Below are 14,495 nucleotides of genomic sequence, written 5' to 3' on the forward strand. Positions count from 1 at the left end.
CCGTGGAACCCGGACGCGGTCGCAGGCGTCGAATTGACCGGGAGGCGCACCGCGTTTTCACTCCGCTCGATCCTGCGCTTGGGACGCGGGAAGGAAAAATGCGCACCGCCGGATGCCGTGCTTTCGAATGCCGCACGAAGAAACAGAGGGAGTATGACCACCGAGACCGACCTCACCGAGAGCCACCGCAGGCTCTACTCGGCGTCGGCCCGCATGCTGCTGGCGCAGGTCGACCCGGTCTGGCGCGGAGACTTCTGGCCGCCGGAACGCGCCCGTTCCTGGCGCGAGCTGGAGACGCGCCTGGCCGCCGTTCCGACCGGGGCCGGGAAGCCGCCCGACCCCGTCGATCCCGCCTGCCGACTCGCCTCCCGGCGCACCCCCGCGGACGGCCCGATCGGCTTCGCCGCGGCGGTCCGCGCGTGGGAGGCGCGACTCGACACGGACCCCGGACCGGGCCGCACCTATGACGGGGCCCCGTCCGGCCGGGGCGTGGTCCTCGACGCCGCCTGGCAGAGCGCGGTACTGGAGCTGCTGGCCGAACTCGGCCGGCGCGTGGCGCCCGGCCGCCCCGGCTATACCGTTGCGCAGGACGCCGCAGGGCTCGCCCAAGCGGTGCTGGAGACGGCCGAGGCCCTCCGGGCCCCGCTCACCGCCGTGGGGATCGGCGCGAACGCCGCCGGCTCCCCGCGACCGCCGGACGGTGAGCCCGAGCCCGCGCCCGGGGACGAGGTGACCGAGGCGGACCACTCCGGACTGCGCGAGGCGGCCCGGGCGGCGCTGCGCACGGTACCCAGCCGCGCCGACGCCGAGCGGGGCGACTTCTCGATCCGGGTCGCGGTCTGCGACGCCGCCGCCGACCTGGCCCGGATCGACAGGGGTGAGGACGCCCCGGCGTGGCGGGAGGCGTTCGCGGGAGTCGATCCGGCCCGGCATCTCGTCCGCGCCTACCACTGGGGTCCCGGCGAGCAACGACCGCTGCCCTTCGCTGAGCGCGCCGATGAGCTGCGTGTCCTCCAGGCGGACTACCCCCCGCCGCGGCTTCTCGATCCGCAGGATCCGCCGCCCGATGTGCTCGGGGAGAGCGGCGGTCGCGCCGCGCTCTCCCCCGAGACCGCCCTCGTCGCCGCCGAACTGCTGGAGGAGTTGGCCGCCCGGCTGGCACCCGGAACCCGCGTCGGCACCATGCACTTCGCCGCCTATCCGCTCCACCTGTTCCTGAGAGGACGGTTCCAGCGTGCCTTCACTGCCGACTGACGGCGGCTTGGGAGCGGGAACGCCGCTGGAGGTCCTGGTGGTGTCCGACGTCAGCGGCCGTGCCAGCAACGCGGGCGGAGTCCCGGTCGCCGCCGGTGCGCTCACCGAGGCCCTCGCCGGACTGCCCGACGCCAACGTCACACTGCTCACCGCCGGGGACACCGAGCCGCACGGCGACGCGCGCATAGTGAGCGTCCCCCGCGACCCCGACATCAGATGGGCGTCGCAGCAGCTCCAGGAGATGCCTCCCAACAGCGCTCCGGAGGATGTTCCGGGGATGCCCTCGCGGGCGGAGTGGCGACCGGACATCGTCATCGGGCACTCGCGGTTCTCCGGGCCGGCCGCACTCGCCGTCCGGAAGCACTGGTACCCGGAGGCGAAGCTCTGCCACGTCGTGCACATGCCCGTCCAGCGCTACGCCGAGATCCAGGGGCGTCCGAAGGAGGTGCAGGAGACGCTGGTCGGGCTGGAGCGGGCGGTGCTGGCCGAGGCCGACCTCGCCGTGGGCGTCGGCAAGCTGCTCACCGACGTCGGCCGCGCCATGGCGGCGGAGAACCCGCGCCAGCCGGCCTTCCACGAGCTGCTGCCGGGCTCGGACGTCTCCGGACCCGCGGTCCGACCGCCCCTCGGCGACACGTTCAACATCCTGTTCACCGGAAGGGTCAACGACGACATCAAGGGCTACGACCATCTGCTGGATGTGGTCAGCGAACTGCGGGACCGCGGCTTCGACGTCCGACTGCGCGTACGCGGCGTCCCGGAGCCCTACGTCGATGCGGAGCGCCGGCGCGCCGCCGACCGATTGGGGGAGGCGGGGGTCGCCGTCATCCTTCCCTACACCTCCGACCTCGCCGAACTGGCCGAGGACTACGCGGTATCGCACGCCGCCGTCCTGCCGTCGCTGATCGAGGGCTTCGGCCTGGTCGCCCTGGATGCCGCAAAAGCCGGCCTGGTGACCAAGTCCGCCCGCGAATCCGGTGTCGCGGAACTCTTCCTCGACACCCGGGTCCCGGGAGCCGAACACATAGGCCGCTCGTTCGTCGTACCCGATCTCGGACTCGACCGGGGAGCGCGGGTCGCGGTCTGGGTGGAGGACCTCATCCACACGATCCGCAACTACGAGGAGGATTCGGCCGCCGCGGCACGGTTGGGAGCCGAACTGCGGAACAACTACACCTGGCCCTATGCCGCCGTCGGGATGGCCAGGGCGGTCCGCAACCTCGCTCACGACCCGCACGCGCACACCGTGCAGGGACCGAAGGGGGTCCTGCTCGACGGGGACGGGCGGCGGCTGCTCCCGCCGGGAGCGCACGGCGCCGCCCCCGGCCGGGGTTTCGACGGCGTGGACTTCCCACGCGGGCTCGCCGACTCGCCCGGCCCGCAGGCGAGGGGCGCAGGGGCGGCCGCACCGAAGAGCGGCGCCCGGTGGCCGCCCGGTCAGCAGCCCCACCGCCGGGGCAGATGAGCCGGCCCCGATCCGCCCCGCGGCACACCGCCGCGGGGCGGTCGGCCGTCGCGGTCGGCGGCGCAGGCGGCCTTGCGCGTCCGCTGCCTCGGAAGCCGGCCGGTCGGCTGCGGCCGGCCGCGGCCGCAGCCCAGGGGACGCCGCCCCGGGCGCGGCCGGGGCCCGGGATCACCACTCGTTTTCGAACCAGCCCTCCGGGGCCGGGTCGGCCGGGAGGGGGCGGGGGTCCTGGTGGCGGCGGGAGGTGCATTCGCGGAAAGGGCCGGAATCGGCCAGCAGGAACGACATCTGGTAGTCCAGGTGGTCGCGGTACCACACCGCCATTCCCGTCCCCGGTTCCCAGCGCAGCACCTCCCAGGCGTGCCACAGGGCGTGGAAGCGCGAAACCGCCTCGGGGTGGCGCCACCATTCCTTGCACCACCGGAACTGCCCGCCTTCGGCCCGGGTGTACATGGGCAGGAACCGGTAGGTGACGAACTCCTCGACGTTGCGGAACACCGGGGTGTGCTGCGTGGTGCCGGATTCGGGATAGGCGTCGTATTCGCGTTCTCCGCCGTTTCCGGCGGTCGGCGTGTCCGCGGTGGTCTCGGGGGTGGTGGTCATCGTTGCCGTCCTTTCGCTGTCTTTCTGCCGTGCCGGCCGGCGCTTGGCCGCTCCGCCGCTTCGCTGATCTCCTGCCGCACCGCCTACCGCTGCGCTGCTCTGCCGCGCCGTCACATCGACCGCGAGCCGGTGCGCTCCTTCGTCTGCTCGTTCGCGCGCCGGTTGGCGCGGTACTTGCCGCCCAGCGTCGCCAGGCCCGCCGGCGGGTCGAGGGCCCCCTCCTGCGCGAAGTCCGCGGTCGTGAAATCCCGGTGGCCCGGCAGCTCGCCGGCCTCGACCGCCTCCACCAGGCCGGACGCCGGGTGGGCGGCCGCCGTCGTGTCGGCGGCGAGGACGACGGCGCCCTCCCGGGCGCGCTCGTCCTGCTGGGACCGGACGGGCGGCTCCTCTCCCCCGCCCGTGTCGCCGTCGGCGACGACAAGGCGGGAGCCGGGGTCGAACGGGTGACCGGTGGAGGCCCGGGAGATCGCGGTGTAGGCCGGGACCGGGTGCTCGCCCTGCTCCAGCCGCCGCCGGTACTCCTCGTCCAGTTCGGGGTTGGCCGCGGCCAGGTGCTCGCCGAAGCTGTTCAGGGCCTCCTCCGCCTCGTCGGCGTAGCGCATCGCCCGCTCTTGGCCGCGCAAGGCGTTGAAGCTCCACGACTCCACCAGGTCGCGGATCTGGCGGTCGTCGCGGTCCCGCAGCGCCTGCGGGTTCTCCAGCACCCGCTCCCAGGCCTCGGGCAGGGTGAGCGGGCGGCCGTCCTCATGGCCGCGGGCGGGGTCGTCGGCGTGCACCATGGCGGCCTCGACCGCGCTGATGCGGTCCAGCTCCCCCGACTGCAGGTCGTGGTGGTCGACGGCCAGCGCCTGGCCGATGACGTTGCGCCGGTAGCTTTCGTAGACCAGCGGCTCCCACCGGGCGAGGAGCCCCTCGATCGCCCGGCGCACGTCCGCGGACTCGCGCTCCAGTGACGCGATGGCGCTCAGCCACGCGCCGTTGAGCATGGCCCGCTCCTCGTCGCCGGGCGGGGTCGCCGGGTCCCAGGCGGCGAAGCGCGCCCAGGAGCCCTGCGCGGGCTCGCCGGCGTCCACGCCCGACCTGGCGGCGATGTCGGGGTTGGCCGCCGCGTGGCGCCAGGCGTCGGCGAAGTCGCCGTCGAACCCGAGGGTTTCGGTCCACTCCCGGCTCACCCGGTCGATCAGCTCGTCTTGGCGCTTGGGCAGCGCCAGCGCGGCCGCCACGTCGGTGTGCTCGATCGAGGCGAGCACCCGGTCGACGGCTCCGTCGCCGCCGGGTCCGGCGATCCCGCGCCGGACGTCGTCGGGGGTGTCGGGGTTGGCCGCGATGGCCGCCTTGACGCGTCCCGTCAGCTCGCGGTCGCCGGCGTGGTCGCGGGCGGTGCGCGCGATCCGGACGTCGCGGTTGTTGGCGGGGGTGCGGTTGGTCGGGTGCACGACCCGGTTGCCCTCTTCCGCGTTCTTGGCCGCCCGGTTGCGGCGTGCCCGCGCCAGCACGGCGCCGGCCACCATCACACCCTGCCCGGTCAGCCGCACCGCCTTGCGGCTGGTGCGGGAATTGGCGCGCAGGAACGCCATGAGGGACTCCATGACGGCCTCGCCGATGGCCGAGGGCGTCTGGTGGAGCTGGTCGGCGACCGAGCCGCCCACACTCCCGCGCACGTCGGTACTGTCGAATCGCGGCTGCCGCTGACCGGAGTCTCCTCGGTCGGGGGCCCGGTCGGGTCCGCGATCCGGGGCCCGGTCCGCGGACCGCTGTTCCTCACTCATGCTCTGCTCCACTCCTCTCGGCGGCCGCCGCGTGCGGCGCGGCGAATGCGCCGCCCGCTGCGGGCGGACCCGCCAGCCACGGCCTATGCGTCCTTGCTGTCGACGGCGGCGTACCTGCGCTGGGCGCCCTCGGTCACCGAGGACTCGGCCCGGGCGATCTCAGCACTGATCGCCCCGGCGTCGGGGCCCGTGTACCAGGGGCACATCTTCAGCAGCGTCGCCTGGGCCGCGGTGGCGAACATCAGCGCCTCGCCCTTGCCGATGCGGCGGATGTCGGCGCCCTCCATGACCTCCTGGCGGCGCAGCTGCACCGAGTGGTTGCCCTTGCCGTCGCCGTAGCTGAAGGAGGTCGTGGACACGTCGTGCTGCCCGATGAGCTTGGACAGCGCCTCCACGATCTTCTGGTCGTCCAGGCCGGCGCCGAAGAGCTTGACGGTGGCGGCCGACCACATGGCCTCCATCCCGTTCTCCGTCCAGACACGCACGCCCTGGCGGTAGCTCTGCAGGATGGTGACGGGCACGATCCCCCGGGACCCCAGGTGGGAGTAGAGGTCGGGCAGGTCGGCGATCTTGCAGATGTTGGCGGCCTCGTCGAGGACCGCGACCAGCGGCGGGTCCAGGCGGCCGCCCATGCCCTCCGAGGCCTCCTCGGCGGTGATGAAAACGGCGTCGGTCATCGCGGCGATGAGCGGGGCGGAGGCCGCGCGCGACTTGCTCAGCAGGTGCAGCGTCTGCCGGGAGCGCACGAACTCCCGCGGGTCGAACTCGTCCATGCCGGTGTCCGCCGGCGGGGTCACCCACTCCATGATCTCGGGGTCGTCCAGGCAGCGGGCGGCGGTCCGCGCGGTGGTGAAGATGCCGTCGCGGGTCTCGCTGACGATGTTCTGCGTCTCGCGCAGCGCCTCGGCGTAGGCGGTGAACCCGTGGTCGAACAGGATCTCGATGGGACGCGGCTGCTTGGCGTCGTGCAGCCACTCCCCCACCCGGGCCAGCGACTCCCCGGACAGCGCAGCGGCCAGCATGAGCTGGGACAGCAGCGCCTTGGCGGCCGGGCCCCACATGTCCTTCTTGGAATCGTCGTCGTCGATGGTCAGCACGAAGTGGCTGGCCAGGCGGTAGGCGTCCTCGACCGTGCGCACATGGCGCAGCGGGTTCCACCAGAACTCCTGCTTCTGGTGGGTGATGTGCTGGGGGTCGAACAGCCACACGCGCTCGCCGGTGCGCTGCTCCCGCAGCGCCGCCGTCGCCGACCACACGTCGCCCTTGTTGCTGGTCGCCAGGGCGGGCCCGGGGGCGTTGAGGACGTAGGGGATGGCCAGCGCCGTGGTCTTGCCGGCCCGCGGCGCCATGTAGGCCAGGACCGTGTCCTCCCAGGACGCGAACAGCCTGGGTCCGGACCGCCCGTTGGGCATCTTCACCTCGCCCAGCGTGAGCCCGACGTCGCGCTCCCCGAGCGCCTTGTGCGGGCCGCTGAGCGTGGTCTTGCGCAGCCGCAGCGCCTTCTGCGCGGCCGCGGGGCGCGACAGCTCGCCCACGTCCTCGTTGCCGACGTTCAGCACCGCGACCGGGTCGCCCTCGCTGCCCAGCCGCGTGCGCAGCGCCACCAGGCCCCTCCGGCCGGCCCAGCCCAGACCCGCGGCCATGGCGGCGCAGAACGCCGCGACCACGGGCGTGGGCGTGCCCGGCCAGGCCCTGGCGGTATCACCGGTGACCAGCCACAGCACCCACCGGGCGCTAAACGGCGCGACCTCCCCGGGGGTGACCAGCGCGGCCAGCCACGCCGCCACCCACACCAGCCCCACGAGCCCGACCACGCCCCACAGCGCGAGCACCACCAGCAGCGGGGGTGTCCCCGCCGCCATGGCGCCGCCGCGCGGCTGGAACTTGTCCGACTGCCATGCCATGCCTCTCATACCCTGTTCACCGCCTGATCGGTGTCGTAGAGGTGGAACTCGTCGCCTGTGAGGGTCATCTGCACCGGAATGCCCAGCCGCTCGGCACCGGTCTTGATCAGATAGCGGCCCCGCCCCGGGTGCAGGGTGCCGGGCTGCCAGGAGTCCGGGGAGGACCAGGAGGACACCAGGCCCTGCTCCGGTTCGGTCAGCGGGGTGATCTGGTTGACCCGCGACAGCTCCCGCGGCGGCAGACCGGCCAGGATGGTGATGGCCGAGCGGTCCACGAACCCGCGCGCCTTGGCCCGGTCCTCCTCGTTGGCCAGCGCCTCCAGGTCGCTGAGGGAGTGGGTGACCATCACCGAGGCCATGCCCTTGCTGCGGTTGAGCCGGGTGAGCGAGTCGGCGTACTCGACCAGGCCGGGTGCTCCGCGCAGCGCCCGCCACAGCTCGTCCATCACCCCGATGTAGGAGCGCGGGGCCATCACGCCCTGCTCGGCGAGCATCCCCAGCGCGTCGACCATGCCGAACCCGTAGCTCCAGGTGCACAGCATCGCCGCGGTAAGCAGCTTGTCGCCGGCCGCCCCGACCCGCGAGATGTCCACGCTGATGCCCGGCGCGTTGAGGTCGACGGGGTTGGTCGTGGGTCCGTCGAACACGCCCGCGAGCGAGCCCGTGCACAGCAGACGCAGGGTGAAGACCAGGTCGTCGACGCGCTCGTCGTAGCGGTCGCCGGAGCCGCCGGCGCGGGCCAGCGCGCGCAGTCCGTCGGGCCCTTCCTCGATGACCCGCAGCACGTCGGGCACGGTGGGCTGCACGCCCGCGCCCAGCCGCTCGTCGAGCAGGTCCACCGCCGCGCCGAGCACGACCTCCTCGGCGTTGCTGATGCGGTCCTCGCGCACCAGCGTGCACAGCGCCATCAGCAGCGAGATCCGGCGCGAGCGCACCTCCCAGCGCAGCTGGGCGCGCTCGTCGGGGCCCAGCAGCTCCAGCGACGACCCCAGGGGGCCGGAGTCCAGCGGGTTGATGCGGTCCATGCCGCGGCCGATCTCGACGACCTGGCCGCCGAGGTAGCGGATGAGGTTGGTGTAGTCGGGCTTGGTGTCACCCAGCACGATGGCGCGGGTGCCGAACGCCACGGCGCCGGTCACCAGGCGTTTGACCAGGGTGGACTTGCCGGTTCCGGGCTGGCCGAGCACGAAGCAGCCGGGGTTGGTGACCAGGCCCGCGCGCAGCCACGCCAGCGGGTCCAGGCACACGACCTCGCCGGAGAGCAGGTCGCGTCCGATGGGCGTGCCCACCGACGGCGGCTTGCTGCTGGTCACGAACGGGAACAGGCCGCAGGCCTGGGCGGTGGTGGCCTGGTACTCGGGCACGTGCGGGATGTTGACCGAGCCGCCGCCGTCGCGGTGCGCCCAGCCCATCGTCGGAGGCAGCGGGCCCAGGCCGGCGTCGTCGGCTCCCTCCTCACCGGCCGAGCGGCCGCGCCGGCGCCCGCGGTCGGGGTGGGAGGCACCGCGCGCCGCGGCACGCTGCGCCCGGTGCTCGCTCTTCAGCCGCGCGCGCCGCCGGCGGCGTTCGGCCCGGCCGCCGGGTCCGGGCGGGGCGATCGGCTGCTCGGTCGCAGCGGTGTCGGTGCTGGTTGCCATCGGCTGTCTCCTGGCTCTCGGCTCGTTCAGTTGCGCTGCGCGAGGTAGGGCGGGCAGACCCCGAGCGGCAGGGTGGTGGCGAAGGCGACGTCCTGGCTGCCCCACGCGCGCCGCAGGCGGATGCGGGAGGTCTCGGCCGAGGACTCGGTGTGGGAGACGGCGCGGTCGAGCTCGTCGGGGTCCTCGACGGTGACGGAGGCGTAGAGGCTCATCTGCACGAGTCCCGCGCCGAGCGTCTCCTCCTGGGCGGCCTGGCGGGCGTAGGCGAGGTCCTGGCTGTCGCGGGCGCTGACGCGGTGGCGCAGCCGGGCCGACATCTCGCTCTTGTACTGCGCAGCGGTGTTCTGCCCCTCCAGCGCCCGCGCCGCCGAGGAGGCGGGCCAGTGGCGGAACAGCAGCGTGGTGCGCTTGGTCCAGCGCGTGGGTGTGAGCAGCTGGGACAGGACGGTGCTGGTGACGTGGGTGCGCGGCGCCTGCTGCCAGATCCAGGCCACGCTGGTGCCGCTGTCGTGGATGTAGCGGTCGTGCAGCGTTTCGGCGGCGATGGGGCCCGCCTCGGACCAGTCGCCGGTCGCGATCGCGCCGCCGGACTCCAGCGCCTGCGCGACGGCGCCGCGTGCGGCGGGGTCGTAGGCGCTGCGAACCGTCGCGACGATCTCCTCGGGCCGGGCGCGGCCGATGACGCTGACGCCGCAGCCGCCGAGCCCGTTCTCGATCTGGTTGAGGAGGTTGTTCAGCTCGGCGGCCGCCTCCAGCCGCCCCTTGGGCGGCGTCGGGAACCTGCGCGGGTCGAAGGTGATCGATATGCGGGTCTCCACCTGGGCGCTGACGGCGGGGGCCAGTGAGACGAGCTCGCCCAGGATGCGGCGCGCCGCCTGCGGAGACTGCGGGTCGACCGACGCGGCGACGTGGTCGCGCAGGGTGTCGCCGGGGTCGGGGCTGGACTCCACGGTGACCGAGATCCAGGGGACCCAGGGCATGTAGCCGAACCCGGCCAGCCAGTTGTGCCAGTTGGCCACCCAGGTGTCGACGTCGCCGCTCTCGGCCAGCCACACCGAGTTGGAGGAGACCTTCAGGGTGGCGGTCATGTGCCCCAGCCGCCTGTTCCAGGCGATGCCGAATCGGCCGCCGCGGCCGTCCTCGGCGGAGAGCAGCGTGATGGGCGCCAGCACCCCCGGCAGCTGGAAGGCGCGCGGGTGCTCGACCAGGACGCCGGCGCGGTAGCGGGTGCGTCCGCGCACGGTGGCCCACCACCACCGCAGCCGGGTGAGGACGAACCCGAGCAGCGAGGTGCCCTGGACCGGCACGAGCGCGATGCCGAAGACCACCACGAGCGGAGGCACCAGGTAGGCGGCGTAGCGCTGGTCGAAGAAGGCCACCAGCATGAGCACGATGAGGCAGCCCATCAGGATCATGGTGGGGGTGAAGCCCAGCCCCAGCAGGCCGATGCTGCGCTTGCGGCGCCACCCGCCGTAGGTCCGCAGTGTCATGTGTCCCGTCCTCGGTGTGGATCGTGCGTGTCCTGTGTCGGCGGTCCGCGCTACAGCGCCCCGGACGGGGGCTGGTCGGCGTCGGTTCCGGCGGCACCGTCGGCGACGGTGCCGGAGCCGGGGTCGGTGGAGGCCGGCGCGTCTGCGGCCGGCGCGGAGTTCGGCGGGGCGGATACGGGTACCGCGGCGCCGGAGGGGCCCGCCGGGCCGGGCGCGCCCGCCGAGCCGGAGCCGGCTTCGCCGGGCTGGGCCGCTCCCGAGGGCGTCGGCGCCGCCGTGGACGTGGGCGCCGCGGCGGACGAGCCGCCGGAGGGGGTGGCAGGGGTGCCGCCCGCGGACGCCGTCACCGCCGACCCGTGGCCGGGGGTCCCCGCGCCTGATGGCGTGGGAGCGCCGCCGCCGGATCCGGCTCCGCCGCTGTAGGAGGCCGACTGGACATTCTGGCCGGGTCGGCCGGCACCCGAGGGGGTCGGCGCGCCCCCCGTCGAGCCGGGGGCCGCCGTACCGCCGGGTTGGCCGGCACCCGAGGGGGTGGCGGCCGTGGTCGGGACCGAGGCACCGCCGGAGTAGGTGCCGCCCGCGGAGGCCGTCGACGCCGATCCGGTTCCGCCGCTGTAGGACGCGGACTGGACGTTGTGGCCCGGCTGGCCGGCGCCCGAAGGTGTGGGCACCGCCTGCCCGCCCGAGTCACCCGAACCGCCGCTCTGCAGGTCGCCGCTGCCACCCGCGGCGACCGGCGTCGCCGAGAACTGGCCCGGCTGGCCGGCACCCGAAGGCGTGGGCACCGCCTGCCCGCCCGAGTCACCCGAACCGCCGCTCTGCAGGTCGCCGCTGCCACCCGCGGCGACCGGCGTCGCCGAGAACTGGCCCGGCTGGCCGGCACCGGAGGGGGTGGCCGCCGTGGAGGCGGAATCGGTGACCCCCGTTCCGCCGGCGCCGGGCACGGAGCCCGTCGCCATCGCGGCACCGCTGGGGCTTCCCGTCCCGCCCGCTGTGCTCACCGTGCCCGAGGCCCCCGCGGCCCCCGACGCGCCGCCGCCGGACCCGCCCGAGTGGGACACGGAGGCGACCGACGCGCCGCCGGCCGTCGTCGCGCCGGCGCCGGAGGGCAGTGCGGACTCACCGGACCCGCTCTGCCCCTGGCTGTCCGTGCCCGGATTGTCCTGCGCCGAGTCGTACCGGCCCTGGCCGGCCTGTGAGTCCGAGCCGGTGTCGCCCGCGCCGCCGGGAGCGGAGCCGCCGCTGCCGCCTCCGGTTCCGCCGCCCGCTCCGGCGGTCTCCATCCCTGCTCCGCCCGCGCCGGCTCCGGCGCTGACCGCGGTCGTCGCGGCGCCCGTGGCGAGTCCTCCTCCGCCGCCTCCGCCCCCGGTCGTGGAGGCGGCGGAGACGGTGGAGGCCGAGGGCAGCGACTGGTCGACGGAGGCGGCGCGGGTTCCGGCGCCGTGGGAGGCCGTGCTCGCTCCGAAGATCCCGCCACCGGTGGAGCCCGGGACGCCCGACGACTGCCCTCCGCCGGACGCGGCGCCCGCACCGGCACCGGCGCCGAAGGCCATCGCCCCGCCGGTGAGCTTGGTGGCCATGCTGCCCAGCAGGCTCCACAGCATCGGCAGCGCACCGGTGGCCATGAGGATCACCGCCACGCCCACGAAGTACTGGAAGGTGCCGTCGGGGTCGTTCTCGGTCTCGGAGAAGAAGATGAACCCCAGCGCGTAGATGAGCACGATGACCGGCTTGTACAGAATGGAGCCGATCAGCCAGCCCATGATCTTGGAGAAGATGTTGGTGCCGGGTCCGGGCAGCATCGCCGCACCCGCGGCCAGCGGCAGCACGGCGGCGCAGATGTAGACGACGCCCTGGGTGTAGAAGAGCGCGACGATCTGGATGACCGCGCCGACGACCACGGCGATGCCGACGAGCACGCTCAGCAGCAGGCGGAAGGGGTTGCCGCCCTCGCCGTCGGTGACTCCCCCGATCGCGGGCGGCTCGGAGAGCTTTTCGCCCAGGTCGCTGCTGAAACTCCGCGCGACACCGGTGTCGAGCAGGTAGAGGGCCAGGGAGTCGCAGAAGTCGACGAGGGCCTGGATGATGAAGACCCCTGCGAATGTGGTGAACACCAGCACCAGCAGCGCTTTGACGGTGTCCATCATCGGATCCACCCGCCGATGCCACAGCAGGCGGACGGCCGCCACCAGCAGGCCGGCGGTGGCCAGCAGGGTGACCAGGGGGAAGACCAGGTCCTGGAAGCTGGAGATGCCGGTGCTCTGGGCGAGGTCGTCGTTGTTGTCCACCGCCGGGTTGTCCCAGAGGATGTCGAAGATTCCCCCGATGGCGGGCTGGATCAGCTCGCCGACGTCTTGTGAGATCTGCTCAAGGGACATGGCACTTCCTGCTCAGGGCTCGGTGCGGGTGCTGGGAAGGGAGTTGCGGGGAGGCGGGCGCGGGCGGATCAGACCCGCACGTCTTCGCCGCCACCACCGCCGTCGTCGCCGCCGTTTCCATCGCCGCTGCCACCGTCGCCGCCGTTGCCGGGAGGATCCGGGGCCTGTTCGCGCGTGTACTCGACCCACCTGGTCTGACCGTCGCCGCCTTCGGCGCCGCCCCCCTGGAGCAGCAGCGCGATGATCGGGGCGGCGACCATCAGCAGCACGATGCCCAGGAGCACCCACGGCAGCTCGCCCATGCCGCGCGCGGCGATCCACGGGTCGCCGGTGAAGTTGGCCTGCACCATCTTCCCGGCGATGATCAGCAATGCGATTACCGCGATCGCGGCGCCCAGGCCCATGACCCAGCCGAGGATCGTGTTTCCGCACGGGACCCACTGGTCCGCGCCCTCCTGGCAGGCGCGTGCGGCCAGCGTGTGGACCGGTCGGTCGTTCATGGCATCACCTGAGCGCTCGGCGGTGCGGAGGTGTCGGAGGCTTGCTGTACGGGGGTCTGGGCGCGCGGCATCAGACGGTCCCGGTGAATTCGGGATCGGGTTCGTAGGTCGGCATCGGGACGGGCCCGTCATCGCGGGCCGGCGGGCTCAGCAGCATCATGACCACCGAGACGGCGACGAGCATGAGGAAGATCCCCATGAACGTCCACAGCAGGCCGCCCACGCCTTCTGCGGCGAGATCCGAGCGGCCGCTCTTGCCGACGACCATCTTCCCGGCGCAGTAGAGGACGCCGATGATCCCGATGACCGCGACGATGCCGCGGCCCCAGGCGAACATCTGGTCCAGGGCCGGCAGCACCTGGCTGGGCAGCTGCGGCTGCGGGTTCCAGGTCAGCGGCAGCGGGGCAGCGGCCTCGACCGCTCGCTGGGCGGCTTGGTGGACCGCGATGGAGGTGTGCAGCAGGGCGTTCACGCCGTCCTCCGCGCTGGTTGCAGTGGGTCAGGGCCGACGGCGGGGCGCACGGCCGCCGGCGCGGGCGTCATCGCACGTACCGGTGCACGCGCGTGATCACCGGGTCCGGCCGGTCGCCGTGCCCCGTCGCGCGGGTCATGCCTCCGCGGCCGGCAGCAGCAGGGTGATCGCCGGAATCGCGATGAGCATCAGGGAGATCCCCAGAATCGTCCAGACAAGACCGCCGACGCCTTCGGCCGCCAGGTCGGACCGGCCGAACTTGCCCACGGCCATCTTTCCGGCGCAGAACAGCACGCCGATGACCCCGATGACGACGACGACCCCCCTTCCCCACATGAAGAGGGTGTCGATGGAGTTCATCGCGCCCGAGGGGATCTGGATTCCCTCTCCCCAGTCATAGCCCTTCAACGGGGTGTTGGTCAGCGGAATCATGGCCACCGACTGCGCCTTCACATAACCCGCCAGCAAAAGGTTCATACCTCTACTCCTCGCTCCTGCGTGCCCATAACCGGGAAACCACTCGTTGTGCACGCCGACCGGATCCTGGACAGCGCCCGCTCGACCTTCTTCGGCAGGTCGACCCTTGCGACGTCGGCGGCGTCGGCGTAGCGGATTCCGGCCGCGAACGGCAGCCGGACGATCTCGCCGACCCTGTCCTCGATCAGCCGGAGCCGGGCCGCGGCCTCGCGGGGTTCGGGCCCCGACCCGTCCGCGACGACCACCAGGCAGGCGATCGCCGCACCGGACTCGGCGACGCCCGTCACCGCCTCGACCGCCCGCGCCGACGCGGGTGCGCTGTCACGCGCCACCAGCACCAGCGGTCGGCCGAACGTCTCGATGCGCCGCGTTCCGGACTCGTAGCCGCCCAGGTCCCACGGCGTGCCCAGCAGCGCCGCCAGCGTCGTGGCGCCGGCTCCGCCGTGGCAGCCCAGGACGACCGCGTCCACCGCCGGCGCCTCTGCCGCCGGTGCGCCGCGGGCGCCGGGCTCGCGGCCCAGTCGCCGACCGAGTTCCACGGCCACG

12 protein-coding genes are annotated in these 14,495 nt (G+C 73.6%); 2 read left to right on the plus strand and 10 right to left on the minus strand.

What is annotated here, in order from left to right:
• The first annotated feature begins 153 nt into the window (after positions 1-153).
• Together FZ103_RS17365 and FZ103_RS17370 are read left to right on the plus strand one after the other, a co-directional pair.
• Positions 154-1,254, plus strand: coding sequence for a hypothetical protein (locus FZ103_RS17365; protein ID WP_156002544.1), 1,101 nt, complete (start codon positions 154-156; stop codon positions 1,252-1,254).
• Positions 1,235-2,719, plus strand: a complete 1,485-nt coding sequence (locus tag FZ103_RS17370; protein ID WP_156002545.1) for a glycosyltransferase family 4 protein — start codon at positions 1,235-1,237, stop codon at positions 2,717-2,719. The genes FZ103_RS17365 and FZ103_RS17370 overlap by 20 nt, the downstream gene beginning before the upstream one ends.
• 168 nt (positions 2,720-2,887) lie before the next feature.
• Here the strand turns inward: FZ103_RS17370 and FZ103_RS17375 are convergent, their stop codons facing one another.
• The 10 genes from FZ103_RS17375 to FZ103_RS17420 all read right to left on the minus strand — a co-directional run bounded on the left by FZ103_RS17375 (position 2,888) and on the right by FZ103_RS17420 (position 14,494).
• Entirely contained in the window at positions 2,888-3,322 is a 435-nt protein-coding gene (locus tag FZ103_RS17375; RefSeq protein WP_156002546.1) for a DUF4913 domain-containing protein, read from the minus strand.
• A gap of 110 nt (positions 3,323-3,432) precedes the next feature.
• A complete protein-coding gene (locus FZ103_RS17380) occupies positions 3,433-4,983 on the minus strand; it encodes a hypothetical protein (protein ID WP_156002547.1) in 1,551 nt (516 codons plus the stop codon).
• A gap of 191 nt (positions 4,984-5,174) precedes the next feature.
• A complete protein-coding gene (locus tag FZ103_RS17385) occupies positions 5,175-6,995 on the minus strand; it encodes a type IV secretory system conjugative DNA transfer family protein (protein ID WP_156002548.1) in 1,821 nt (606 codons plus the stop codon).
• Between the two features lie 5 nt (positions 6,996-7,000).
• The gene (locus FZ103_RS17390; protein ID WP_255430090.1) at positions 7,001-8,632 is read right to left on the minus strand and encodes a hypothetical protein; all 1,632 of its coding nucleotides are present in this window, start codon (positions 8,630-8,632) and stop codon (positions 7,001-7,003) included.
• Between the two features lie 26 nt (positions 8,633-8,658).
• Positions 8,659-10,122: an SCO6880 family protein gene (locus FZ103_RS17395; RefSeq protein WP_156002549.1), complete on the minus strand. Its 1,464-nt coding sequence runs from the start codon at positions 10,120-10,122 to the stop codon at positions 8,659-8,661.
• Between the two features lie 50 nt (positions 10,123-10,172).
• Complete coding sequence (locus FZ103_RS17400) at positions 10,173-12,500, minus strand: hypothetical protein (protein ID WP_156002550.1); 2,328 nt, start codon at positions 12,498-12,500, stop codon at positions 10,173-10,175.
• A gap of 68 nt (positions 12,501-12,568) precedes the next feature.
• Complete coding sequence (locus FZ103_RS17405) at positions 12,569-13,000, minus strand: pilin (protein ID WP_156002551.1); 432 nt, start codon at positions 12,998-13,000, stop codon at positions 12,569-12,571.
• Between the two features lie 70 nt (positions 13,001-13,070).
• Complete coding sequence (locus FZ103_RS17410) at positions 13,071-13,472, minus strand: hypothetical protein (RefSeq protein ID WP_186356447.1); 402 nt, start codon at positions 13,470-13,472, stop codon at positions 13,071-13,073.
• 135 nt (positions 13,473-13,607) lie between these two features.
• Positions 13,608-13,949: a hypothetical protein gene (locus tag FZ103_RS25620; RefSeq protein WP_255430091.1), complete on the minus strand. Its 342-nt coding sequence runs from the start codon at positions 13,947-13,949 to the stop codon at positions 13,608-13,610.
• On the minus strand, positions 13,946-14,494 hold the full coding sequence (locus FZ103_RS17420; protein WP_343233578.1) for a hypothetical protein: 549 nt from the start codon (positions 14,492-14,494) through the stop codon (positions 13,946-13,948). The genes FZ103_RS25620 and FZ103_RS17420 overlap by 4 nt, the downstream gene beginning before the upstream one ends.
• Between the last annotated feature and the right edge of the window lies 1 nt (position 14,495).

The organism is Streptomonospora sp. PA3 (assembly GCF_009728995.1).
Classification (GTDB): Bacteria; Actinomycetota; Actinomycetes; order Streptosporangiales; family Streptosporangiaceae; genus Streptomonospora.